Below are 22,110 nucleotides of genomic sequence, written 5' to 3' on the forward strand. Positions count from 1 at the left end.
CCTGTTCCATGACCCTCAGCGAAATGCTCGATTCCCTGGACGCGGTGGTCCGGATGGTGTCCGCCTCGCTGCAGTCACGGGATGCGCTCGGGCTGGAGCAGTCGAGCACCCGGCTGCGCGATGCCATGGCGGCGTTTTCCGAGCTGGCGCGCCGCTTCGGCCCTGCCGACTGGACGCCGCAATTGCGCCAGCGCGCCCAGGAGCTGGGCGGGCAGATGGCCATGCAGCGCGATCAGCTGGCGCGGATGGCGGTGGTGGCCCAGAGCCAGGCGGCGGCGCTGGTGCCGCAGGCCGGCGAGGAGGCCACCTATGGGCGCAAACTTTACGGACAGCCGCATTCCGGCCCGGGCAAGGCGCGGATCTATCACTCGGCCAGCTGACGTACTTCTCTTCCTTCCTTTTTCCGAACAACCCTCCGGCAGCCGTGCCCGAGGGTTTTTCTTTGGGGAGCTGTCAGGATCTCATCGTCTCATCGCGCAGGTGCTGGCGATGGGGTGGTTTGAGGGGGTGACGTGAGTCCGACCCTGTGCATGCGCCGGGCTTCGGTGGATGCTGGAGGGTGATGCGACGCATGCCGTGCCGACCGGATGCAGGTTCCGGGCGCGGTGTTTCGAGAGGCAAGGCCGAGTGGCGCTTGCGGTGCGTGGCGGGGTGTGTGCCAGGCGCATGTGCGAAGGGGCGTGCCGGAGCACGGAAGGTGCGCGCAGCGGCTGTCGCCAGGATGGGGCGGGTGCGGATCCAGGGGCGCGGCAGGAGGGGCAAGGAGGGTCGGCCAGGGGCCGGATGCCCTCAGACCTGCATGTTCATTACGTCGGTATAGGCCTGCACGAGGCGGTTGCGCACCTGCATCGTGGCCTGGAAGCCGATCTGCGCCTTTTGCATGGCGATCATCGTCTCTTCGAGGCTGACGGCCGGGTTTTCAAGCTGCACTTCGCGTTGCAGCTGGCTGGAGTGGTGCTGTGCGGCGCTGACGGACTGCAGCGCGCCTTGCAGGGCCTGGCTGAAACCGCCAGCCGCCACTTTGGTCGAAGCGTCACCGGCGCCCACGCCTTTGGGGAGCTGGGTGCCATACAGGGGAGAGGTGGTGCTGGGGATGCGAAGGTCCATGACACATTCCATCGGAGTTTGCGAGATGGGGTGAATCGTAGGGCGGCGGGCTGCGCGCATCGCGGCAAATAGAAGGCCAAACGGCGCGCTTATCGGGCGAATGTGTGGTGGTGGACTCCGAATAATCGGCAGCACGCCAGAGCTCTGTCCAGGGCTCGAACACATGGAACCAAGATGTCTGCTGTCGCTGAAATCCCTGTCCCGAACGCCACTCCCGTGCCCCAGCCTGCCTTGCAGCGGCGCTGGTCGGCCATGGACCGTGGCCAGCGCCTGCGTTGGGGCGCGATCGCCGTTCTGCTGGTCGTTGCCGTCGGGGCAGCGGCCATGTTCTACCGCCAGCCGGACTACAAGGTGCTGTTCTCCAACCTGAGCGACAAGGACGGCGGCGCCATCGTTGCCCAGCTGTCGCAGATGAACGTGCCCTACCGCTATACGGAAGGCGGCGGTGCCATCCTCATTCCCTCCGATCGCGTGCATGACGTGCGCCTGAAGCTGGCCACCCAGGGCCTGCCAAAGGGCTCGGTGACGGGCTATGAGCTGATGGAGAACAGCAAGTTCGGCATCACCCAGTTCCAGGAGCGGCTCAATTTCCAGCGTGGCCTCGAAGGCGAGCTCACGCGCTCCATCCAGGCACTGGCCGCCGTGCAAAGCGCGCGCGTGCACCTGGCCCTGCCCAACCAGAACGGATTCTTCCGCGAGCAGCAAAAGCCCTCGGCATCCGTGCTGCTGAGTCTGTACCCGGGGCGCGTGCTGGACCGCACGCAGATCGCCGGCATCGTGCACCTGGTGGCCTCCAGCGTGCCCGAGATGGCGCCCTCGGCCGTGAGCATCCTCGATGACTCGGGCAAGCTGCTGTCGCAGTCGCCCGATGGCAATGCCAATGCCGTGGACATGCAGCAGCTGAACTACACCCAGCAGATCGAGCAGCAGTACGTGCGCCGCATCCTGGACATCCTGGAGCCCGTGGTCGGCAAGAACAATGTGAAGGCCCAGGTCTCGGCCGAGATGGACTTCAGCCAGACCGAATCGACCTCGGAGCAACATCGCCCGAACCAGTCCGCGGACGCCGGCGTGGTGCGCAGCCAGCAGGTGGTGGAAAGCACGGGCGAGCAGAAGCCGCCCCAGCCCACGGGCATTCCGGGCGCCACCAGCAACCAGCCGCCGCAGAACGCCACCGCCGCCATCAACGGTGCCAACCCCGCGCCCCAGGCAGCCGACGGCCAGAACGCAGCGCGTGCGGCGAGCAAGCGCGAATCCATCACCAATTACGAGGTGGACAAGACCGTGCGCCACACCCGTGGCAGCACGGGCAGCATCAAGCGCCTGACGGCGGCCGTGGTCATCAATGCGCCGCTGGTGGCCGCTGCCGCGCCGAACGCCGCGGGGGCCGCCGCGGGCGCCGCCGAGGCTGCCGTGAAGGGGCTGACGGCGCAGCAGCAGGCGCAGTTGCTGACCCTGGTGCGTGAAACCGTGGGCTACAGCGCCGAGCGCGGCGATTCGGTGAACCTGGTCAGCACGCCCTTCGTGCAGGACGAGGCACCCGCCGAGCTGCCGCTGTGGCGCCAGCCCGAGGTGCTGGACATGGCCCGCAGCCTGGGCGTGCCCATCGGCCTCGCCCTGTTTGGTGCCATCTTGCTGCTGGGCCTGGTGCGCCCCATGCTCAAGGGCCGCAAGAACGCCGTGGGCGGTCAGCTCAACGCCATCGAAGGCGAGGCGCTGGACCGTCCCGCGCTGGCCGCGCCGGCCATCGACCTGTCTCCCACACAGGAGCAGGTGCGCCTGGAGCAGGCGCGCCAGCTGGCCAAGCAGAACCCGATCGCGGTGGCCAACATCGTCAAGACCTGGATCAACGGCGAGGCCACCTGAGCCTCGCACAAACGGATTGCTGAGATATGGATGAACGAGGCCTGAACGACGCCGCCATCTTGCTGGTCTCCCTGGGCGAGGAGGAAGCGGCCGAGGTGTTCAAGCACCTCACACCCAAGGAAGTGCAAAAGCTCGGCGAGACCATTGCGCACATGCGCGGCGTCTCGCGCGAGAAGGTGGACTTCGTCATCAACCGCTTCGCCGATGATGCGGCCGCGCAAAGCCTGCTGGTGGACGATGCCAGCGGCTATGTGCGCTCCGTGCTCAAGCGCGCGCTGGGCGATGACAAGGCGGCGCTGCTGATCGATCGCATCCTGCAGGGTGGCGATGTCTCGGGCATCGAAAGCCTCAAGTGGATGGACCCGCTGTCGGTGGCCGAGCTGCTGCGCGGCGAACATCCGCAGATCGTGGCCGCCATCCTCGTGCACCTGGAGCACGAGCAGGCTGCCGCCGTGCTGATGCAGCTGCCCGAGCGATTTCGCAGCGAGGTCATGCTGCGCGTGGCCACGCTGGAAGGCATACAGCCGACCGCGCTCAAGGACCTCAACGAGGTGCTGTTCCAGGTGCTGGCCGGCGGCGACAAGATCCGCAAGACCTCGCTGGGCGGCGTCAAGACGGCGGCCGAGATGATCAACAACCTGGGCGGCAATGCCGACGTGGCCGTGCTGGACACCATCCGCAACTACGACCCGGACCTGGCCCAGAAGATCATGGACAAGATGTTCGTGTTCGACGACCTGGTCAAGCTGGACGACCGTTCGGTGCAGCTGGTGCTGCGCGAGGTAGTGTCCGAGACGCTGATCATCGCGCTCAAGGGCGGTTCGATGGAAGTGCGCGACAAGATCCTGGCCAACATGTCCATGCGCGCGGCCGAGTCGCTGCGCGAGGACCTGGAAGGCCGCGGCCCCATGCGCCTGTCCGAGGTGGAAGCGCAGCAAAAGGAAATCCTGAAGGTGGTGCGCCGCCTGGCCGAGGAAGGCCAGATCACCATCGGTGGTGGCGCGGAGGACAGCTATGTCTAGTGGCATGGGCTCGCGCTTCATCCCTTCGGAAGAGATCGACGAGCGCCAGGTGGTGCAGTGGCGCTTCGGCGCCGTGGACAACCTCGGCGCACTGCAAGGCCTGCCGGGCCCGTCGGGCGCGCCGGGTACGCCCGGCAAGCCGGCATCCTCGTCGGGGTTCCACAGCCTGTCGTTGCCCGGCCGCTTCGACGCGCCCCGGCTGGAGGCGGATTCCCTGGTGCTGGATGTCGATGCCGACCCAGCTGCCGCGTCCGGCGCCACAACGCCTGAACTGGACGAGGACCGTCTGCATGAGCTTCTGGAGCAGGCACGTGCCGAAGGCCATGCCCAGGGCCTGGAGCAAGGCCGCCAGGAGGCGCAGCAGCAGTGGCAGCAGCACATGGACGACTACGTGTCCGGCGCGGGCCGCGAAGCCGCGCAGCGCATCGAGACCCTGCTGTCCGGCCTGGATGCCGGCTTTCGGCAGCTGCAATCGGATACGGCACAGGAACTGCTGGAGCTGGCCTGCGACATCGCGCGCCAGGTGGTGAGGCAGGAGCTGCGCAGCCAGCCCCAGGCCCTGCTGCCCGTGGTGCGCGAGGCACTGGACATGCTGGCGGCCGATGCCCGGGCCGCCACCGTGCGCCTCAATCCTGCCGACTTCTCTGCGCTCGACGAGGCGCTGCGCGCCGAGCATGGCGCCCGGACCCAGGTGCAATGGGTCAGCGACGCCTCCGTCGCCCAGGGCGATGTGCGTGTGGACGCGGGCGGCGCCCAGGTCGACGGGGGGCTGGACAGGCGCTGGCGTCGCGCCGTGGCGGCGCTGGGCCTGGTCTCCACCTGGTACGACGGAGGCCGCGATGCAGGCTGAAACCCCTGTCGTGGAGCCGTCCGCAGCCGCTGAGCGGCCGTGGACGCAACTGCTGTCCAATGCCCGCGCTCGCCTGCGCGCGGACATCGCGCTGGAAAGCCATGGCACGCTGACGCGCCTGACCGGCCTGGTCCTTGAGGCCACGGGCCTGCAGGTGCCCGTGGGCTCGCAGTGCTGGATACGCCAGCCGGGGCTGGAGCCCGTGCTGGCCGAGGTCGTCGGTTTCGCCGGCGAACGTGCCTTTCTGATGCCCGCAGGCGACATGCAAGGGCTGTCCAGCGGTGCCACCGTGACACCGGCCGAGCCCTTCGTTCCGCCGCTGCGCTTCGGTGCAGGGGTGGAGGAGCCCGTGTCCCTGGCCGCCGGCGTGCTGCGCCTGCCCATGGGCGATGGCCTGCTGGGCCGTGTCGTGGACTCGCAGGGCCTGCCCCTGGACCATGGCGGCCCGCTGGCGGACGTGACGGCCGACCTGCTGGACCGCAATCCCATCAATGCCATGGACCGCGACCCCGTGCGCGAAACGCTGGACACCGGTGTGCGATCGCTCAACGCCCTGCTGACCGTGGGTCGTGGCCAGCGGCTGGGGCTGTTCGCAGGCTCGGGCGTGGGCAAGTCGGTGCTGCTGGGCATGATGGCGCGCTACACCCAGGCCGATGTGATCGTGGTCGGCCTGATCGGCGAACGCGGCCGCGAGGTCAAGGAGTTCGTCGAGGACATCCTCGGCGCCCAGGACCGCAGCCGGGCCGTGGTCGTTGCCGCCCCCGCCGATGCGCCGCCGCTGCTGCGCATGCAGGGTGCCGCCTACGCCACGGCCATCGCCGAGCACTTCCGCGACAAGGGCCAGCATGTGCTGCTGCTCATGGATTCGCTGACGCGCTATGCCATGGCCCAGCGCGAGATCGCCCTGGCCATCGGCGAGCCACCGGCCACCAAGGGCTACCCGCCATCGTGCTTCGCCAAGCTGCCGGCCCTGGTCGAGCGCAGCGGCAACGGGCTCAACGGCGTCGGCTCGATCACGGCCTTCTACACCGTGCTGTCCGAGGGGGACGATCAACAGGATCCGATCGCCGATGCGGCGCGCGCCATCCTGGACGGCCACGTCGTGCTGTCCCGCGCGCTGGCGGAGTCGGGCCATTACCCGGCCATCGATATCGAACAGTCGGCCTCGCGCGTCATGCACAACGTGGTCACGCGCGAGCACTTCGAGCTGGCGCGGCGCTTTCGCGCCATCTACTCGCGCTACCAGAAAGGGCGGGACCTGGTGCAGGTCGGTGCCTACGTGGCGGGCTCCGACCCGCAGATGGACGAGGCCATCCGCCTGCAGCCGGCCATGACGGCCTTCCTGCAGCAAAGCATGTTCGAGTCGGCATCCATGGACGAGAGCATCTCGGGCATGGCGGCCGCGCTCGGCGGTCAGTGAACGGTCACGCGATAACGAACACAGGGAGGAAAGCCCGGTATGTCGTCCTTGAATGCCTTGATGGTGGCCATCGATGCCGCGTCGCGCAAGCGCGATGAGGCGCGCCAGGCGGTGCAGGAGCGCCAGCGGGCGCAGCAGGCGGCGCAGGCCCAGATGGACCAGCTGCAGACCTATGTGAAGGAAATGCAGGCGCGCTGGGGCGTGCACGAGAACCAGTCCGTGCAGCCCGAGGTCATGTTCCACCAGTACCAGTTCATGGATCGCCTCCAGCATGCCATCGGCCTGCAGACGCGCGTGCTGGCGGACCTGGCGATCCGCCTGGAGGCCGCGCAAAAGGCCTTGATGGCCTGTGAACTGCGTGTCAGCAGCCTGCGCAAGGTGGTCGAGGTACGCCGCCGCGACGTGGCGCTGGCGCAGATGCGCCGCGAACAGAAAGAGACCGACGAGCGCGCGGCCATCCAGTTTTTCCGTCGCAGCTTCGGGCTGACATTCCAGGAGGCTTGACGCATGTCCACCCACCAGATCGAGCAGCGCACCGACGCGCGCAGCGCCTTGCAGCGCGCGGCAGAGGGCATCCGTGGCGCACGCGGCACGCAACCGTCCACCAATGATCAGGCTGCGGGATTCTCCTCGGTCCTGGCGGCCCTCGACGGCATTGGCGGCCTTCCCGCGGTGGTGGCAGGCGTCCTGGGGTCGGACGGCGATACCGCGCTGTCCTCCCTCAAGGGCGCTGGCAAGGACCTGCTCAAGGATGCCGTGCAGGACCTGGGCGCTGGCACGGAGCTGGCGCAGGGCCTGCAGCAGCAGCCTGCGCCCGATGCCCTGGCTGCTGCGCAGGATGGCGCCATGCTGCTGGCCGCCAACGGCCAGGCGCCCTGGCTCAGCCTGGTCGGGCAGACGGCCCACCTGGATGGCAAGGGCGACCGCGAACTGCTGCAGGGCGTGGCGGGCGACTGGCTTTCGGGCCGTGGCAATGCCGCCATGGCTGCCTTGCGGCAGGAACAGGGTGCCGGAGCGCATGCAGCATTCATGGCACCCCAGCCCGTGGCCGGTGCCGCCGATGCCACGGGCACGGCGCTTGCCGCGTCTGCCGCTTCCGGCACGGGGGTGGCGGCCGGTGCGGACGGCAGCGCCGTAGTGTCCGATGCAGCTGCCCGCCAGGCGGGGCTGGCACAGGCCGCCGATGTGCTGGCTGCGGTGCAATCCGATGCGGCGCAAACGGCAGCGTCGACGCGCTCGGCCTCCCCGGGCCAGGCGGGACACGGTCACATGCCACCGGATCCGCAGGCCCAGACTGCAGGCGTGCGCCAGGAGGCGGCCCTGGCTTCGGGGATTGCGCTGCATGGAATGACGGCGGTCCGTCCCGAGGAGTGGCGCGGCCTGTTCGACCGGGCCCGCGAGGGTGGCAGCGGCTCTGCGGAGTCCGCGGCGAATGGTCTGCACGGTGTCGCGGCAGCCGTGGGCGCAGCCCAGGCGGGCCAGTCTGCGGGCCAGCAGGCCGGTGGACAGAGCAGCGCAGCCTTTGCACAACCCGAGGCACAGCCCGGATCTTCCGCCGAGCGCGAGCAGCAGGTCTCCGAGCAGGTGGCTTTCTGGGTCAACAGCAAGAGCCAGAATGCCTCGCTGTCCGTGGAGCATGAGGGCAAGGCCATCCAGGTGCAGGTCAGCCTGCAGGGCAACGAGGCCCATGTGCGCTTCGGGGCCAGCGAGGCCCAGGCCCGCGACTGGCTGGGCAGCGGTGCCGACCAGCTGCGCGAGTTGCTGCAGGCCCAGGGCCTGCAGCTGGCCGGCGTCAGCGTCGATGCCGGTGGCCAGCCCGGCAGCGGGGATCCGACACGCCAGGGTGCGGGAGGACAGCCGCGCCAGGGGCGGGTGAGCGCCATGGTCGATGCGGCTGGTGCCACGGGCAGCAGCCGCACGGCGCAGACCGGCCAGGGTCGCGCGGCAGCGGGCGGGGTCGATCTCTTCGTCTGATATCCGGCAAGGCGGCGCAGGTGCCACCTCGCGCCATCCATGACAGGCCGGGCCGCGCCAAGCTGCCCGGCCTGTTGCCGTCGAGGGTGGTCAAGCCCATGAGAAACCGGGATTTCACGCGCTTATTCGGGCCATGGCCCGGACCCCAAACACCGAATAATTCCTGCCATGGGCCTGCTGCGTCATGGCGCCGCGCATGAAGCGCGAGCGCGTGGCGGTCCCGCTCACCCAGAGGAATTCCCGTGTCTGCCACACCCAATGCCGCCAACAACAACGCAGCTCCCGCCCCGGCCAAGGGCAAGAAGCTGATCGTGCTGATCGCCATCATCGCCGTGCTGGCCATCGCTGCTGCAGCCGCCTACCTGCTGCTGGCCAAGCGCCATGCCGGCGGGGACGAGGAGGAGGGTGGCTCGAGCAAGGCGGCCATCACCGTGCCCACCTTCCTGCCGCTGGACAACCTGGTGGTCAACCTGTCCGACCCGGGTGGTGACCGCTTCGTGCAGATCGGCATCACGCTGGAGCTGGCCGACGAGAAGACGGCCACCACGGTCAAGCAGTACCTGCCCAGCATCCGCAACGGCATCCTGATGCTGGTGTCGCAGCGCACGGCCGAGGAACTGCTGGAGCGCGAGGGCAAGGAGCGCCTGGCCGCGGACGTGCTCAACGAAGTGTCGGCGCCGCTGGGCTATGGCAACCAGGCCAAGGCCAAGAAGCGCAGCCGCGACGAGGATGCGGACGAGGAAGACGGCGAGCGTCGCCGCCCCGGCAAGAACCCCGTGCGCCGCGTGCTGTTCTCCAGCTTCATCATCCAGTAACCGGGGAGGCAGGCGCCATGAGCGATTCGTTTCTCTCCCAGGAAGAAGTCGACGCCCTCCTGGAGGGCGTGACCGGCGAGAGCCAGAAATCCACGACCGAGGAGGTCGAGGCGGGCATCATCCGCCAGTACGACATCTCCAGCCAGGAGCGCATCGTGCGCGGGCGCATGCCGACGATGGAAATCGTTAACGAGCGCTTTGCCCGCAATTTCCGCATCGGACTGTTCAACTTCATCCGCCGCAGCCCCGAGGTGTCCGTGGGCACGGTCTCGGTGCAGCGCTACAGCGCCTTCCTGCGCGAGCTGGTGGTGCCCACCAACTTCAACATCGTCGCGATCCGGCCGCTGCGCGGCAGCGGTCTTGTGGTCTGCGACCCTTCCCTGGTGTTCGGTGTCATCGACACGCTGTACGGCGGCACGGGTCGCCTGCAGACGCGCATCGAGGGGCGCGATTTCTCGCACACCGAGCAGCGCGTCATCAACCGCCTGGTCAACGTGATCTGCGAGGAATACAAGAAGGCCTGGCACGGCATCTACCCGCTGGAGCTGGGCTACCAGCGTTCGGAGATGCAGCCGCAGTTCGCCAACATCGCCACGCCCAGCGAAATCGTCGTGTCCACGGCCTTCCAGCTGGAGATCGGCGACATCTCGGGCTCCATCCACATCTGCATGCCCTATGCGACGCTGGAGCCCATCCGGGACGTGCTGTATTCCTCGACACAGGGGGACTCCATCGAGGTGGATCGCCGCTGGGTCAAGGTGCTCAAGCGCGAGATCCAGGCCGCCGAGGTGACCCTGGTGGCCGAGCTGGCGCGCGCCGATGCCACGGTGGAGCAACTGCTGGCCATGCGCCCGGGCGACTTCATCGAGCTGGACCGCGAGCCGCTGATCCGCGCCTCCATCGGCGGCGTTCCGATTTTCGAGTGCCAGTACGGCACTCACAACGACAAGTATGCAATCCGTGTCGAGCACTGCCTGCGTGGCGCCGATGCGGGCTGGATGGGAGAAAACAATGGCAACTGAAGATACGCAAAAGCCGGCTGGCGACGATCCGTTCTCGGGCTGGGCAGAGGCCCTGGAAGAGCAGCGCGACCGCGATGCCAAGATGGACGCCGAACAGGGCGGCCCCTTGTCGGGCGAACCCGTGCGCCCCTATGCAGGCGGCGGCGACGTGGCGGTCAACGACATCAACATGGTGCTGGACATCCCGGTGCAGCTGTCGGTGGAGCTGGGCCGCACCAAGGTGCCGATCAAGTACATCCTTCAGTTGGCCCAGGGCTCGGTGGTCGAACTCGACGCGCTGGCCGGCGAGCCCATGGACGTGCTGGTCAACGGCTACCTGATCGCCCAGGGCGAGGTCGTCGTGGTCAACGACAAGTTCGGTATTCGCCTGACCGACGTGGTCACGCCCTCCGAGCGCCTGCGCCGGGTCAGCCGTGGCTGAGAGCGCCGGCATGGGGCCGCTGTGGCCCACGCTGCTCACGGTCGTGGCCCTGGTCGGGGCCATGGCCGCGCTGCCCTGGCTGCTGCGCAGGCTGCAGCAGCGCACGGCCAGCCTGCGCGGCGTGGCGGGATTGCAGTCGCGCGTGCTCGGCGCCGTGGGCGTGGGGCCGCAGCAGCGCGTGGTGACGGTGGAAGTCGGGGAGGGGACGCAGACCGTGCGCCTGGTGCTGGGCGTCTCGGCCCAGGGCATCCAGTGCCTGCATGTGCTGCAGGCACCCCCGGCAGCGGATTTTTCGGCAGCGATGGCGCAAGCGCGCGGCCTGCCTGCGGACGGTGCGAATGTCTGAGTATTCCCCCAAGCTGAAGGCAGCCGGCCGGTTGGCGCTGGCGCTGTGCTGTGCCGTGCCGATGGCCTCCTGGGCCCAGGGCGCCACCGGCGCATCCGCCAGCCTGCCGCTGGTCATCGGACAGGGCAGTGGCGGCACCAGCTACTCGGTGCCCATCCAGACCCTGCTGTTCTTCACGGCGCTGTCCTTCCTGCCGGCCATCCTGCTGATGATGACGGGCTTCACGCGCATCGTCATCGTGCTGTCACTGATGCGCCAGGCGCTGGGTACGCAGTCGGCGCCACCCAATCAGGTGATCATCGGCCTGTCGTTGTTTCTGACGCTGTTCGTCATGGGCCCCACACTGGACCGTGTGTACCAGGAGGCCTATGTGCCCTACACCACCAACGCCGCGACCTTCGAGCAGGCCATCGAGAAGGCCGAGGCGCCCATGCGCGAATTCATGCTCAAGCAGACGCGCCAGTCGGACTTCGCGCTGTTCGCGCGCCTGGCCAAGCTCGAGGCCGGCGTCACGGCCGAGACGGCGCCGCTGCGCGTGCTGGTGCCCGCCTTCGTGACCAGCGAGCTCAAGACGGCCTTCCAGATCGGCTTCATGATCTTCATCCCCTTCCTGGTCATCGACATGGTCGTCTCCTCGATCCTGATGTCCCTGGGCATGATGATGCTGTCGCCCGTGCTGGTGGCCTTGCCGTTCAAGCTCATGCTCTTCGTGCTGGCCGATGGCTGGAACCTGCTCATCGGTTCGCTGGCCGCCAGTTTCTCCGTCTAGCCTCCTCGGAAACCCCTCCCATGACCGCCCAATACGTCCTCACCTTCGGCCGCGAGGCATTGATGCTGCTGCTGATGATCTCCCTGCCCGTGCTCGGCGTGGTGCTGGCCGTGGGCCTGGCGGTCAGTGTCTTCCAGGCCGTGACCCAGGTGCAGGAGGCCACACTGGCCTTCGTGCCCAAGCTCATCGCCGCCGTGCTGGTCTTCGCCATCGCCGGGCCCTGGATGCTGAGCACCCTGGTGGACTTCATCCGCCGCACCCTCGAAACCATTCCGCAGGCGGTGGGCTGAGCCCGCCGCAGCGCAGGAAACTACTCCACCATGATCACCTTTAGCGAAGCCCAGCTGGTGGCCTGGCTCTCGCCCGTGCTCTGGCCCTTTCTGCGCGTGCTGGCCATGTTCTCGGTGGCACCGGTGTTCTCGCAGCGTGTCATCCCCATGCGGCTGAAGATCGGCCTGGCCTTTCTGGTGGCGGTCTGCGCACAGCCCGTGCTGGGCGATCAACCCGTGATCGGCATCAACTCGCCGCAGGCGCTGGGCACGCTGATACAGCAGGTAGGCGTGGGACTTGCAGTGGGCTTTGCGGTGCGCCTGGTGTTTGCCGCCGTGGAAGTCGCGGGCGAGGTGGTCGGCCTGCAGATGGGCTTGAACTTCGCCAGCTTCTTCGATCCGACGACGAATGCCCAGCTCAGCGCGGTGGCGCGCTTCATGGTCCAGATTTCCACGCTGCTGTTCATCGTCATCAACGGGCACCTGCTGGTGCTGATGGCCGTGCTCAAGAGCTACGAGGCGTTTCCTGTGGACGGTAGCTTCCTGCAGGCCATCAACCAGATGCGACTGCATGAAATGGGCGCGGCGGTCTTCGCCAGCGCCTTCTGGATCGCCCTGCCCATGATCGCCATGCTGCTGTTCGTGAACCTGGTGCTGGGCATCATTTCGCGCGTGGCGCCCCAGATGAACATCTATGCCGTGGGCTTCCCGGTCACGCTCACCGTGGGCCTGACAGGGCTGATGGCCACGCTTCCGCTGCTGGAGCAGCCCCTGGTCGCCTTGCTGCAGCGCGGCATCGCGGTGTTTGGCGCATCAATGTAAGCAGTTGTGAAAAACAACAGATTCCACGCACTATCTGTCGGCCACGCGTCAGATCAGCTGGTTGTGAATGGCGTAGGCCGTGAGTTCGGCGTTGCTGCTCATCTGCAGTTTTTCCAGCACGCGCGCACGGTAGACGCTGACGGTCTTGGGGCTGAGCATCAGCTCCTGGGCGATGTCGGTCAGCCGCTGTCCGGCCGCGATCTTGATCAGCGTCTGCAGCTCGCGCTCGGACAGGCTTTCATGGGGTACCTGGGGCGCGGGCTGGGCCAGGCTGTCGGCCAGCATCTGTGCCACTTCGGCGGTCAGGTACTTGCGTCCTCCGGCCACGGTACGCACCGCCTCGATCAGCAGCACGGGGTCGCCGGCCTTGTTGGCATAGCCCTGGGCACCGGCCTTCAGGCAGCGCAGCGCATACTGGTCCTCCGGATACATGGAGACCATGAGCACCTTGATCTGGGGATGGGTCTCGCGCACGCTGGCCAGGGCTTCCAGGCCGCTGCGGCCGGGCATGTTGATGTCCAGCAGCAGGACGTCGCAGAGGGCCGCGCGCAGTTGCTCGCGCAGCTCGGCATAGCTGCCCGCTTCGGCTGTGACGCTGATGTCCACTGCCTCGGCCAGGGTGTCGCGGATGCCCCGGCGCAGCACCGCATGGTCGTCGCACAGCACCACGTGGATCAAAGTCGGCCTCCTGGGAAAAGGGTCACGCCGCCATGGCGTTCAGGATTCATTGCCCGGGATATTAGGGCAAGCGGCGGTGCCGGCCAGCGGAACGGAGACGATGACCGAGGTTCCGCGTCCGGCTTGGCTGCTGACATCGAGCCAGCCCTGCACGGTGCGTGCACGCTCGCCCAGGCCGCGCAGTCCGAAGGACTGGGGCTTGTCGCGCGCGCCGGGCTCCAGCCCCACGCCGTCATCCGTCACCTCCAGCGTGAGAAAGCCTTCGCTGTCCGACAGGTCGATGTCCACATGTCGGGCCTGGGCATATTTGCCGACGTTGGTCAACGCCTCCTGGGCCGTGCGGTAGGCCACGACCTGGATGTCGGCGGGGATGTCCATGCTTTCGCGGCTGCTGCGTACGCGGGTGCGCACGCCTGTGCGGCGCTCGAAATTCTCGGCCAGCCACTGCACGGCGGCGACCAGCCCCTGGTCCAGCACCGGCGGGCGCAGGTTCATCATGATGCGCTGGCTGGCGCCCAGCGCATGCTCGAGCATGTCCAGCGCGGCCAGCGCATGTTCGCGCAGCGCGCCTTCTGGCGCATTGCGGGCGATCCAGGCCAGGTCGAACTTCACCGAGGTCAGGGAGCCGCCGATATCGTCATGGATCTCGCGGGCGATGCTGGCCCGTTCACGCTCGGTGGAGGTCTGCAGGTGCTCCGTCAACTCGGCCAGGCGCCGCTCGGAGGCCGCCAGCTCGGCCGCGGCGCGGCGACGCGCCAGGCGGGCCTCGTGCACTTCCAGCGCGTGCGAGACCACATGGGGCAGCCGCGTGATGTGGTCCTTGAGCAGGTAGTCGCTGATGCCTTCGCGCATCACGTCCACGGCGGCCGATTCGCCGATGGCGCCGGACAGCAGCACGAAGGGCGGATGTCCGGGCTGGCTGCGCACCAGCTCCCAGGCATCGAGCGCCGTGAAGCCCGGCAGGTGGTAGTCGGCCAGGATGAGGTCGAATGTCCGGGACTGCAGCGCGGCTGCGGCATCATCGAGCATGTCGACCGCGACGATCTCGCAGTCCAGCCCGCCGCGCAGCAGGCTCAGCCGTGCCAGGGCCTGGTCGGCCGCCGAATCCTCGATGTGCAGGATGCGCAAGGGCTTGTGCGGTGGTCTGGCATCCCCGGGAGCGCTATCATGAGATACATTTTGGAACATAAATGCAAGTGGTCGTGTACATCAAGGAATGCGCCGCGTTCCCGTAGACGGTTGACAAAGGCGGGCCGTGCCGCGGGGCATGGCACTCGATGGGCTGAAACGCTGGTGGTGGAGTAACAATGCAGTCAATGCACAAGCCTTCGGGCGAGCCTGCCGTTCCCATGCCCGTCATGGTGGCGGCAGACCTGCAAGATGCCTTGCTGGTGGCGATGCGCGATCTGCAGCGCCTGGAAGGCCTTCTCAATCATGCAACGCAGAACCTGCTGGACCGCTTCGACGAGACCCATGGGCAACTGGCTCGCGAGGCGCTAGCAGCGCTGCCCGAGCTCGATGCCGCGCGGTCTTCCCTGCGGCTGGCGGTGACCGAGTTGCAGTTTCACGACATGTCCTCCCAGCTGATCGCCCATATTACGAAGATTTTGCAAGGTTGCGCGTTCCAGCTGGCCGCAGCCACCATGGGCGTGGACGAGGGCGAGGATGAACCCGTGGGCCTGCCGGCGATACCCGACCGGCCCAATCCCGTCACGCAAAGCGAGATGGATGCTGGCTCGGTCGAACTGTTCTGACCGCCTCACATGCGCCCATCCACCTTTTATTGCCCATTTGTTGGAGCTATACATGCGATCGATTCTGGCTGTTGATGATTCCCCCTCGATGCGAAAGATGGTGTCGTTCACCCTCGCCGGGGCGGGATTTCGCGTCGTGGAGGCGGTGGACGGCGTGGATGCGCTCGAGAAGGCCCAGATCGAACAGGTCGACCTGGTGCTGGCCGACCAGAACATGCCGCGCCTGGACGGCATCGGCCTGACGCGCAAGCTGCGTGAAAACCCGAAGTTCCAGAACACGCCGATTCTCATTCTCACCACCGAATCCAGCGACCAGATGAAGCAGGCCGGACGCGCAGCGGGCGCCACGGGCTGGCTGGTCAAGCCCTTCGATCCGAACCGTTTGATCGAAGTCATTCAGAAAGTGATGCGTTGAGCCGATAACCACGGGCAACAGGAAACAGCAGGACCAAAGATGGCGGATCTACACCAGGATGGGGCAGGAGCGGGCGCGGACTTCGACCTGAGCCAGTTCTATCAAATCTTCTTCGAGGAAGCGGCCGAGAACCTCGACCAGATGGAGCAGATGCTGCTGAATCTGGACCTGTCGGCAGCCAATGACGAGGAGCTCAACGGCATCTTTCGCTGCGCGCACTCGATCAAGGGAGGCGCTGCCACCTTCGGCTTTGCCGATGTGACCGAGCTGACGCACCGCATGGAGTCGCTGCTCGACCGGCTGCGCCGGCACGAGATCACCCCGATTCCGGAAATGGTCGATGTGCTGCTGGAATCGGCCGATGCCAGCCGCAGCCTGCTGGCGCGCCATCAGGCGGGCGATGAGGGCGAGGCCATGTCCACCACCGATCTGGTGGCCCGCATCGAGGCGCTGGCCGAGGGCCGCGGTGCCGTGCCCTCGGCGCCTGCTCCGGTGGCTGCTCCCGCACCTGTTGCGGCGGCAGCGCCGGTGCAGGCTCCCGTGCAGGCCCCTGCACCGGCGGCGGCGCAGGGGGGAGCGGTCGGAACTGCGCCTGCTTCCGGCGGCCGCTCGCTGCACATCCTCATCGGTCCGCTGGAGCGCCTGGAGATGGCCGAAGCCATCAAGGAACTGTTCCGCGACATCCCCGGCCTGGGCCGCATCGAGGACCTGGCCTGCGAGCAGCCGCAAAGCCGGCTTTTCGCCGTGCAGACCTCGTCCACCGACGACGATCTGCTGGATCTGTTCGCCTTCCACGTCGCCAAGGAGCAGGTGCGCATCACGGCGGCGGATGCCGCACCCTCCACACCGGCCTTGGCGCCCGAAGTCCATGCCGCCGACGAGCATGCGGCCGCGCATGATCCCGATGCCGCGCTGGCATCGGCTGCCATCCCTCCGGCCGAGGAAGCCTATGGCTTCTTCAACGGCGCCCCCGGCATGCCCCAGGCCGACGGCGCGCTGGCCATCCAGCCGGCGGCCGGCACGGTGGCCAAGCCTGCGGCGGCCAAGGCGTCGGCCCAGGCCCAGCAGGCGCAGATGGAGTCCACCAGCATCCGCGTGTCGGTGGCCAAGGTCGACCAGCTCATCAACCTCGTGGGCGAGCTGGTCATCACCCAGGCCATGCTGGCGCAAAACAGCCATGGCCTGGACGCCTCGGCCTACCAGCAACTGCTGGCCGGCCTCGCCGACCTGGATCGCAACACGCGCGATCTGCAGGAATCGGTGATGTCGATCCGCATGATCCCCATGTCCACCGTGTTCAGCCGCTTCCCGCGCATGCTGCGCGACCTGGCGGGCAAGCTGGGCAAGAAGATCGACCTGATCACGCTGGGCGAGGCCACCGAGCTGGACAAGGGCCTGGTCGAGAAGATCACCGATCCGTTGACCCACCTGGTGCGCAACAGCGTGGACCACGGCATCGAAATGCCCGAGGAGCGCCTTGCGGCCGGCAAGTCCGAACATGGCACGCTGACGCTGGCGGCCTCGCACCAGGGCGGCTCCATCGTCATCGAGGTGCGTGACGACGGCCGTGGCATGAACCGCGACAAGATCCTCAAGAAGGCGCGCGAGCGCGGCATGGATGTCTCGGACAGCATGCCCGACCAGGACGTCTGGCAGCTGATCTTCGCGCCGGGCTTCTCCACGGCAGATGTCGTCACAGACGTCTCGGGACGCGGTGTAGGCATGGACGTGGTCAAGCGCAATATCGCGGCGCTGGGCGGCTCGGTCGAGATCGAGTCCAACCAGGGCAAGGGCATGCGCGTGGCCGTGCGCCTGCCGCTGACGCTGGCCATCATGGATGGCATGTCGGTGGGCGTCAGCGACGAGGTCTACATCCTGCCGCTGTCCTCCGTGGTCGAGTCCTTCCAGGTCAAGGCCGAGGACGTCAACACCGTGGCCAACGGCACGCAGCTGGTCAAGGTGCGTGACGAGTACATGCCCGTGTTCGCGCTCGAGAAGACCTTCCAGGTACCGCGCAGCGACGCCAGCCAGTCCAGCAACATCATGGTCGTGGTCGAGTCCGACGGCAGCCGCGTGGCGTTGCTGGTGGACGAGCTGCTCGGCCAGCACCAGGTGGTGGTCAAGAACCTGGAATCGAACTACCGCAAGGTGCCCAATGTCTCGGGAGCCACCATCCTGGGCGATGGCACGGTGGCGCTGATCCTGGACACGGGCGCCCTGGTGCGCCGCGCGCGCCACTGAGCGGCGCAGGGATACGACCGATAAATCGACGGCGAAGCGGGCAGGGCCTGCGCGCCGTGGAAAAACCAGGGCCTTCGCCGTTGCGGCGCGGCCCCGACAGTTGAGGAGCTGAAATGAGCGTGATCGCTAAGACTGCAGAAGGCGTCGCCACCGGCGCGCGCGAGTACCTGACCTTCCGCCTGGACCAGGAGGAGTACGGCATCGACATCCTGAAGGTGCAGGAAATCCGCGGCTACGAGCCGCCGACGCGCATCGCCAACGCACCGGAATTCATCAAGGGCGTGGTCAATCTGCGCGGCACCATCGTCCCCATCGTGGACATGCGGCTGAAGTTCAACTGCTCGCAGGTCGAGTACAACAGCTTCACCGTCGTCATCATCCTGAACCTGCGCAACCGCGTGGTGGGCATCGTCGTGGACTCGGTCAGCGACGTGATGGAACTGGCGGCAGATGCCGTGCGCCCTGCACCGGACATCGAAAGCGCCATCGACAGCGGCTGCATCCTGGGCCTGGGCTCGGTGGGCGAGCGCATGCTCATCCTGCTGGACATCGAAAAGCTCATGAACAACGTGGACATGGGCCTGGTCGCTTCGGCCGATTGAGCCTCTCACATCCTTGAGCGCGCTCATGCGATCCGGTTCATCCAATGCGGCACTGGCCGCGCGCCCGGTCAGCGATGACGGGGCCGCCAACGGGCCCCTGGCCCAGGGGCGCGAGTTCGAGTGGTCTTCGCGGGACTTCGCACGCGTGCAGGCGCTGATCTACCAGCGGGCCGGCATCAGCCTGCATGATGGCAAGCACGCCATGGTCTACAGCCGCCTGTCGCGGCGCCTTCGGGAGACGGGCTATGACAGCTTCGCCTCCTACCTGGATTGGCTGGAGTCGCAGCACGATGGCGTGGAGTGGCAGGAGTTCGTGAACGCCCTGACCACCAACCTCACGGCCTTCTTTCGCGAGCAACACCACTTCGAGATCTTTGCCCAGCATCTGAAGAGCAAGCCCGCCGGAACGCCCTGGCGCGTCTGGTGCAATGCGGCATCGACCGGGGAGGAGCCCTACTCCATCGTCATGACGGCCATGGAGGTGCTGGGCGCGACACCGAGCTTCCAGCTGCAGGCCAGCGATATCGATTCGCGCGTGCTGGACACGGCGTCGGCAGGCGTCTACCGCGCCGAAAGCATCAAGGGCATGAGCGCCGAACGCCTGCACCGCTTCTTCCTGCGGGGCAAGGCCGGCAATGCAGGCCTGGTGCGCGTCAAGCCCGAGTTGCGCCGCCTGGTGGAGTTCCTCAACGTCAATCTGATTCGCGACGACTGGCCGTTTCGTGAGCCCTTCGATGTGGTCTTCTGCCGCAACGTGATGATCTACTTCGACGCGGACACGCAGCGCCGCGTGCTGGAGCGCATCCACCGCGTCATGAAGCCCGCAGGCCTGCTGTTCGTCGGGCATGCCGAGAACTTCAGCGATTCGCGCGATCTGTTCACGCTCAAGGGGAAGACCGTCTATGAGCGCCGCTGACGCAGGTCCTGTCCGCCGCGAGGAGGTGCGCCCATGATCGGGGACCGCTCCTCCTTCGCACCGCAGCCGTCGCCATCGGAGCGCCGCCGCATGCCGCGCATCAACAGCTACACCGCCGCAGACTATCCCGCGCCCGGCGACCCGGTGCCACGCTCCTCGCTGGAGCAGCTCAAGCGGCAGCCGCGCAATCCCGGCGAGGCCTCGTTCTTCTACTACGACCCGCATTTCCAGCACAACGCCGTCAAGGTCCTGCCCGGGGAGTACTTCGTATCCAGCGAGGACGTGATCCTCGTCACCGTGCTGGGCTCGTGCATTGCCGCCTGTCTCTGGGACCGTGCCATGCGCGTGGGAGGCATGAACCACTTCATGCTGCCCGACGGCGACTCGGCCGACACCTCGGGCCGCTACGGCTCCTACGCGATGGAGTTGCTGATCAACGAGATGCTCAAGCTCGGGGCCAGGCGCGAATACCTGCAGGCCAAGATCTTCGGCGGCGGGCAGGTGATGCACAACTTCACCACCATGAACGTGGGAGAGCGCAACACCGCCTTCGTCACGCAGTACCTGCAGACCGAACGCATTCCCATCGTCTCGGAGGATGTGCTGGACATCCACCCCCGCAAGGTGGTGTTCTTCCCGGCCAGCGGCAAGGCCATGGTCAAGCGCCTGGCGCATGCCCATCCCGAGGAACTGGTGCAGCAGGAATTCACGCGCGGCAATGCCGCCGTCGTGGTACGCAATACGGCAGGCGGCTCGGTCGACCTGTTTTGAGGAAGGTTCAAAGGAATGGACAGGAAAATCCGGGTGATCGTGGTGGACGATTCTGCGCTGGTGCGCAGTCTGCTGTCCGAGATCATCAATCGCCAGCCCGACATGGAATGCATAGGCTCGGCCAACGATCCGCTGGTGGCGCGCGAGATGATCCGCGAGCTCAACCCCGACGTGATCACGCTCGACGTGGAGATGCCGCGCATGGACGGCATCGACTTCCTGGGTCGGCTCATGCGGCTGCGCCCCATGCCGGTCGTCATGATCTCCACCCTGACCGAGCGCGGAGCCGAGGTCACCATGCGCGCGCTCGAGCTGGGCGCCATCGACTTCGTGGCCAAGCCCCGTGTGGGTGTGGCCAACGGACTGCAGGAGCTGGCCTCGCAGATCGTGGACAAGATACGTGTCGCCGCCGTCGCACAGGTGCGGCGCCTGCCCGTCGCTGCGCGTGGAGCCGCCCCTGCGGGTGGCAGTCCCGCAACCGTGTCTTCCGCGGGCGCCGCAGCCGCAGCGCCCCGGCAGGCTGCGCCGTCGCTGCTGGGCCGGCTGTCCACCGAGAAGCTCATCGCCATCGGCGCCTCCACGGGAGGCACCGAAGCCATTCGCGAGGTGCTCACCCACCTGCCGGCCGACTGCCCCGCCATCGTCATCACCCAGCACATGCCACCGGGCTTCACCACCAGCTTCGCGGCCCGGCTCAACAGCCTGTGCCAGATGACGGTCAAGGAGGCGCAGCAGGGCGAGCGCCTCTTGCCCGGCCACGCCTACATCGCACCGGGCGGCAAGCATTTCTCCGTACAGCGCAGCGGCGCCAACTATGTCGCCGTGGTCGATGACAGTCCCCCGGTCAACCGCCACAAGCCCTCGGTCGAGGTGCTCTTCAAGTCGGTCGCGGCCTGCGCGGGCCGCAATGCCTACGGCATCATGCTCACCGGCATGGGCGCCGACGGTGCCGTCGCCATGCGCGAGATGCGGGATGCCGGCAGCTACAACCTGGTTCAGGACGAGGCCAGCTGCATCGTCTTCGGCATGCCGCGCGAAGCCATCGCCCATGGCGCGGCCGACGAGGTGCTCCCACTCAACCAGATCGCCGGCGCCCTGCTGGGCAAGCTGCGCATAGGCTCGGACCAGGTGCACCACCGCATCTGAGCGGCGGGTCGCAAGAGGCAGCCGCCGGAATGCAAAAAGGAGCGCCTGGCGCTCCTTTTTCACGGGGAAACCGTCATTCCGACAGCTCGGTCCAGCGTTCCAGCGCCTCCAGCAACTGCTCGTCAATCTCTCCATCGCGCTGGTGCAACTGCACCGCGCGGGCATTGTCGCTGGCATACAGCGTGCCGTCGGCCAAGGCCTCCTGTATGGATTTCTGTTCGGCCTCCAGGGATGCAATGCGTTCGGGCAACTGCTCCAGTTCGCGCTGCTCCTTGTAGCTGAGTTTGCGCCTGGCCTTGCCATCATTGCGCGCGGCGGCCGGCCTGGCCTCCTCCTTGAGCGGCCTCGGCTGCCCGGCCTCGGCCAGATCCCGGCTGCGGCGCGATTGATCGAGCCAGTCCTGCACGCCCCCTTCATACTCGCGCCACTGGCCCGGTCCTTCCCAGGCGATGGTGCTGGTGACCACGTTGTCCAGGAAACTGCGGTCATGGCTCACCAGGAACACCGTGCCATCGTAGTTCTGGAGCAGGTCCTCCAGCATCTCCAGCGTCTCGATATCGAGGTCGTTGGTCGGCTCATCCAGCACCAGTACATTTGCGGGGCGCGCAAACAGCCGGGCCAGCAGCAGGCGGTTGCGCTCGCCACCGGACAGTGAACGGACAGGAGAGTGGGCGCGCGCCGGGGAGAACAGGAAATCCGACAGATAGCTCTTCACGTGCTTCTTCTGGCTGCCGATCTCTATCCACTCGCTGCCCGGGCTGATGAAGTCCTCCAGCGTGGCATCCATATCGATCTGGTGGCGCATCTGGTCGAAGTACGCCACCTGCAGGTTGGCGCCGAGGCGCACCTTGCCGCTGTCGGGCGCCAGCTCGCCCAGGATCATC

The 22,110-nt window shown here is 67.1% G+C and carries 25 protein-coding genes (1 of these 25 only partly in view); 21 read left to right on the plus strand and 4 right to left on the minus strand.

Annotated elements, in window-relative coordinates; all coding sequences use genetic code 11:
- Window positions 1-8 precede the first annotated feature (8 nt).
- The gene (locus L1Z78_RS02920) at window positions 9-380 is read left to right on the plus strand and encodes a hypothetical protein (RefSeq protein ID WP_234640072.1); all 372 of its coding nucleotides are present in this window, start codon (window positions 9-11) and stop codon (window positions 378-380) included.
- 409 nt (window positions 381-789) lie between these two features.
- Here the strand turns inward: L1Z78_RS02920 and fliE are convergent, their stop codons facing one another.
- Window positions 790-1,107, minus strand: a complete 318-nt coding sequence (gene fliE / locus L1Z78_RS02925; RefSeq protein ID WP_234640073.1) for a flagellar hook-basal body complex protein FliE — start codon at window positions 1,105-1,107, stop codon at window positions 790-792.
- A 174-nt stretch (window positions 1,108-1,281) separates the two neighbouring features.
- Between fliE and fliF the strand changes: the two genes are divergently transcribed.
- The 13 genes from fliF to fliR all read left to right on the plus strand — a co-directional run bounded on the left by fliF (window position 1,282) and on the right by fliR (window position 12,703).
- On the plus strand, window positions 1,282-2,973 hold the full coding sequence (fliF, locus tag L1Z78_RS02930) for a flagellar basal-body MS-ring/collar protein FliF (protein WP_234640074.1): 1,692 nt from the start codon (window positions 1,282-1,284) through the stop codon (window positions 2,971-2,973).
- Window positions 2,974-2,999: 26 nt separating this feature from the next.
- Window positions 3,000-3,995, plus strand: a complete 996-nt coding sequence (gene fliG, locus L1Z78_RS02935; protein ID WP_234640075.1) for a flagellar motor switch protein FliG — start codon at window positions 3,000-3,002, stop codon at window positions 3,993-3,995.
- Entirely contained in the window at window positions 3,988-4,845 is an 858-nt protein-coding gene (locus tag L1Z78_RS02940) for a FliH/SctL family protein (RefSeq protein WP_234640076.1), read from the plus strand. The genes fliG and L1Z78_RS02940 overlap by 8 nt, the downstream gene beginning before the upstream one ends.
- Window positions 4,835-6,265: a flagellar protein export ATPase FliI gene (gene fliI / locus L1Z78_RS02945; protein WP_234640077.1), complete on the plus strand. Its 1,431-nt coding sequence runs from the start codon at window positions 4,835-4,837 to the stop codon at window positions 6,263-6,265. The genes L1Z78_RS02940 and fliI overlap by 11 nt, the downstream gene beginning before the upstream one ends.
- Before the next feature lie 39 nt (window positions 6,266-6,304).
- Window positions 6,305-6,769, plus strand: coding sequence for a flagellar export protein FliJ (gene fliJ / locus L1Z78_RS02950; protein ID WP_234640078.1), 465 nt, complete (start codon window positions 6,305-6,307; stop codon window positions 6,767-6,769).
- 3 nt (window positions 6,770-6,772) lie between these two features.
- Window positions 6,773-8,239, plus strand: coding sequence for a flagellar hook-length control protein FliK (locus L1Z78_RS02955; RefSeq protein ID WP_234640079.1), 1,467 nt, complete (start codon window positions 6,773-6,775; stop codon window positions 8,237-8,239).
- A gap of 242 nt (window positions 8,240-8,481) precedes the next feature.
- Window positions 8,482-9,054, plus strand: a complete 573-nt coding sequence (locus tag L1Z78_RS02960; RefSeq protein WP_234640080.1) for a flagellar basal body-associated FliL family protein — start codon at window positions 8,482-8,484, stop codon at window positions 9,052-9,054.
- A gap of 17 nt (window positions 9,055-9,071) precedes the next feature.
- A complete protein-coding gene (fliM, locus tag L1Z78_RS02965; protein ID WP_016449325.1) occupies window positions 9,072-10,076 on the plus strand; it encodes a flagellar motor switch protein FliM in 1,005 nt (334 codons plus the stop codon).
- Window positions 10,066-10,497 carry a flagellar motor switch protein FliN gene (fliN, locus tag L1Z78_RS02970; protein ID WP_234640081.1) on the plus strand — a complete coding sequence of 144 codons (432 nt, stop codon included), beginning with the start codon at window positions 10,066-10,068 and terminating at the stop codon, window positions 10,495-10,497. Before fliM ends, fliN begins: the two co-directional genes overlap by 11 nt.
- Window positions 10,498-10,507: 10 nt before the next feature.
- Window positions 10,508-10,843 (plus strand): FliO/MopB family protein, encoded by a 336-nt coding sequence (locus L1Z78_RS02975; protein WP_234642081.1) that lies wholly within the window; start codon window positions 10,508-10,510, stop codon window positions 10,841-10,843.
- On the plus strand, window positions 10,836-11,612 hold the full coding sequence (gene fliP / locus L1Z78_RS02980) for a flagellar type III secretion system pore protein FliP (RefSeq protein ID WP_275444445.1): 777 nt from the start codon (window positions 10,836-10,838) through the stop codon (window positions 11,610-11,612). The genes L1Z78_RS02975 and fliP overlap by 8 nt, the downstream gene beginning before the upstream one ends.
- 20 nt (window positions 11,613-11,632) lie before the next feature.
- On the plus strand, window positions 11,633-11,902 hold the full coding sequence (gene fliQ / locus L1Z78_RS02985; protein WP_234640082.1) for a flagellar biosynthesis protein FliQ: 270 nt from the start codon (window positions 11,633-11,635) through the stop codon (window positions 11,900-11,902).
- A 30-nt stretch (window positions 11,903-11,932) separates the two neighbouring features.
- Window positions 11,933-12,703: a flagellar biosynthetic protein FliR gene (gene fliR, locus L1Z78_RS02990; RefSeq protein ID WP_234640083.1), complete on the plus strand. Its 771-nt coding sequence runs from the start codon at window positions 11,933-11,935 to the stop codon at window positions 12,701-12,703.
- Window positions 12,704-12,751: 48 nt separating this feature from the next.
- Here the strand turns inward: fliR and L1Z78_RS02995 are convergent, their stop codons facing one another.
- Both L1Z78_RS02995 and L1Z78_RS03000 read right to left on the minus strand, forming a co-directional pair.
- Window positions 12,752-13,381: a response regulator transcription factor gene (locus L1Z78_RS02995; protein ID WP_234640084.1), complete on the minus strand. Its 630-nt coding sequence runs from the start codon at window positions 13,379-13,381 to the stop codon at window positions 12,752-12,754.
- Window positions 13,382-13,420: 39 nt separating this feature from the next.
- The gene (locus L1Z78_RS03000; RefSeq protein ID WP_234640085.1) at window positions 13,421-14,569 is read right to left on the minus strand and encodes a histidine kinase; all 1,149 of its coding nucleotides are present in this window, start codon (window positions 14,567-14,569) and stop codon (window positions 13,421-13,423) included.
- Between the two features lie 119 nt (window positions 14,570-14,688).
- Between L1Z78_RS03000 and L1Z78_RS03005 the strand changes: the two genes are divergently transcribed.
- The 7 genes from L1Z78_RS03005 (at window position 14,689) to L1Z78_RS03035 (ending at window position 21,226) form a co-directional block, all read left to right on the plus strand.
- The gene (locus tag L1Z78_RS03005) at window positions 14,689-15,135 is read left to right on the plus strand and encodes a hypothetical protein (RefSeq protein WP_234640086.1); all 447 of its coding nucleotides are present in this window, start codon (window positions 14,689-14,691) and stop codon (window positions 15,133-15,135) included.
- A gap of 52 nt (window positions 15,136-15,187) precedes the next feature.
- Window positions 15,188-15,550 (plus strand): response regulator, encoded by a 363-nt coding sequence (locus L1Z78_RS03010; RefSeq protein WP_234640087.1) that lies wholly within the window; start codon window positions 15,188-15,190, stop codon window positions 15,548-15,550.
- A 39-nt stretch (window positions 15,551-15,589) separates the two neighbouring features.
- A complete protein-coding gene (locus L1Z78_RS03015) occupies window positions 15,590-17,791 on the plus strand; it encodes a chemotaxis protein CheW (RefSeq protein WP_234640088.1) in 2,202 nt (733 codons plus the stop codon).
- A gap of 113 nt (window positions 17,792-17,904) precedes the next feature.
- The gene (locus L1Z78_RS03020) at window positions 17,905-18,393 is read left to right on the plus strand and encodes a chemotaxis protein CheW (protein ID WP_183020845.1); all 489 of its coding nucleotides are present in this window, start codon (window positions 17,905-17,907) and stop codon (window positions 18,391-18,393) included.
- Between the two features lie 25 nt (window positions 18,394-18,418).
- Window positions 18,419-19,309: a CheR family methyltransferase gene (locus L1Z78_RS03025; protein WP_234640089.1), complete on the plus strand. Its 891-nt coding sequence runs from the start codon at window positions 18,419-18,421 to the stop codon at window positions 19,307-19,309.
- Between the two features lie 33 nt (window positions 19,310-19,342).
- Window positions 19,343-20,080, plus strand: a complete 738-nt coding sequence (cheD, locus tag L1Z78_RS03030; RefSeq protein WP_234640090.1) for a chemoreceptor glutamine deamidase CheD — start codon at window positions 19,343-19,345, stop codon at window positions 20,078-20,080.
- Between the two features lie 15 nt (window positions 20,081-20,095).
- Entirely contained in the window at window positions 20,096-21,226 is a 1,131-nt protein-coding gene (locus L1Z78_RS03035) for a protein-glutamate methylesterase/protein-glutamine glutaminase (protein ID WP_234640091.1), read from the plus strand.
- 73 nt (window positions 21,227-21,299) lie between these two features.
- Here L1Z78_RS03035 and L1Z78_RS03040 read toward each other — a convergent pair whose 3' ends face one another.
- A protein-coding gene (locus L1Z78_RS03040) for an ATP-binding cassette domain-containing protein (RefSeq protein WP_234640092.1) crosses the window boundary here: on the minus strand, window positions 21,300-22,110 show its final stretch. 1,067 nt of this gene lie beyond the right edge of the window; only the last 811 of its 1,878 coding nucleotides appear in the window; its start codon lies beyond the right edge, outside the window — the gene reads right to left on this strand; it ends in the stop codon at window positions 21,300-21,302.

The sequence above is a fragment of the Delftia tsuruhatensis genome, assembly GCF_903815225.1.
Lineage (GTDB): Bacteria > Pseudomonadota > Gammaproteobacteria > Burkholderiales > Burkholderiaceae_C > Comamonas > Comamonas tsuruhatensis_A.

Excerpts from the sequence above, each read along its gene's own strand:
- fliG (WP_234640075.1), top strand. The coding sequence starts at position 3,000 with ATGGATGAACGAGGCCTGAACGACGCCGCCATCTTGCTGGTCTCCCTG.
- L1Z78_RS03025 (WP_234640089.1), top strand. The coding sequence starts at position 18,419 with ATGCGATCCGGTTCATCCAATGCGGCACTGGCCGCGCGCCCGGTCAGC.
- L1Z78_RS02940 (WP_234640076.1), top strand. The coding sequence starts at position 3,988 with ATGTCTAGTGGCATGGGCTCGCGCTTCATCCCTTCGGAAGAGATCGAC.
- fliF (WP_234640074.1), top strand. The coding sequence starts at position 1,282 with ATGTCTGCTGTCGCTGAAATCCCTGTCCCGAACGCCACTCCCGTGCCC.
- L1Z78_RS03005 (WP_234640086.1), top strand. The coding sequence starts at position 14,689 with ATGCAGTCAATGCACAAGCCTTCGGGCGAGCCTGCCGTTCCCATGCCC.
- fliQ (WP_234640082.1), top strand. The coding sequence starts at position 11,633 with ATGACCGCCCAATACGTCCTCACCTTCGGCCGCGAGGCATTGATGCTG.
- fliE (WP_234640073.1), bottom strand. The coding sequence starts at position 1,107 with ATGGACCTTCGCATCCCCAGCACCACCTCTCCCCTGTATGGCACCCAG.
- L1Z78_RS03020 (WP_183020845.1), top strand. The coding sequence starts at position 17,905 with ATGAGCGTGATCGCTAAGACTGCAGAAGGCGTCGCCACCGGCGCGCGC.
- fliJ (WP_234640078.1), top strand. The coding sequence starts at position 6,305 with ATGTCGTCCTTGAATGCCTTGATGGTGGCCATCGATGCCGCGTCGCGC.
- L1Z78_RS02955 (WP_234640079.1), top strand. The coding sequence starts at position 6,773 with ATGTCCACCCACCAGATCGAGCAGCGCACCGACGCGCGCAGCGCCTTG.
- L1Z78_RS02975 (WP_234642081.1), top strand. The coding sequence starts at position 10,508 with ATGGGGCCGCTGTGGCCCACGCTGCTCACGGTCGTGGCCCTGGTCGGG.
- L1Z78_RS02920 (WP_234640072.1), top strand. The coding sequence starts at position 9 with ATGACCCTCAGCGAAATGCTCGATTCCCTGGACGCGGTGGTCCGGATG.
- cheD (WP_234640090.1), top strand. The coding sequence starts at position 19,343 with ATGATCGGGGACCGCTCCTCCTTCGCACCGCAGCCGTCGCCATCGGAG.
- fliI (WP_234640077.1), top strand. The coding sequence starts at position 4,835 with ATGCAGGCTGAAACCCCTGTCGTGGAGCCGTCCGCAGCCGCTGAGCGG.
- fliP (WP_275444445.1), top strand. The coding sequence starts at position 10,836 with ATGTCTGAGTATTCCCCCAAGCTGAAGGCAGCCGGCCGGTTGGCGCTG.
- fliN (WP_234640081.1), top strand. The coding sequence starts at position 10,066 with ATGGCAACTGAAGATACGCAAAAGCCGGCTGGCGACGATCCGTTCTCG.
- L1Z78_RS03010 (WP_234640087.1), top strand. The coding sequence starts at position 15,188 with ATGCGATCGATTCTGGCTGTTGATGATTCCCCCTCGATGCGAAAGATG.
- L1Z78_RS03015 (WP_234640088.1), top strand. The coding sequence starts at position 15,590 with ATGGCGGATCTACACCAGGATGGGGCAGGAGCGGGCGCGGACTTCGAC.
- fliM (WP_016449325.1), top strand. The coding sequence starts at position 9,072 with ATGAGCGATTCGTTTCTCTCCCAGGAAGAAGTCGACGCCCTCCTGGAG.
- L1Z78_RS03000 (WP_234640085.1), bottom strand. The coding sequence starts at position 14,569 with ATGTTCCAAAATGTATCTCATGATAGCGCTCCCGGGGATGCCAGACCA.
- fliR (WP_234640083.1), top strand. The coding sequence starts at position 11,933 with ATGATCACCTTTAGCGAAGCCCAGCTGGTGGCCTGGCTCTCGCCCGTG.
- L1Z78_RS03035 (WP_234640091.1), top strand. The coding sequence starts at position 20,096 with ATGGACAGGAAAATCCGGGTGATCGTGGTGGACGATTCTGCGCTGGTG.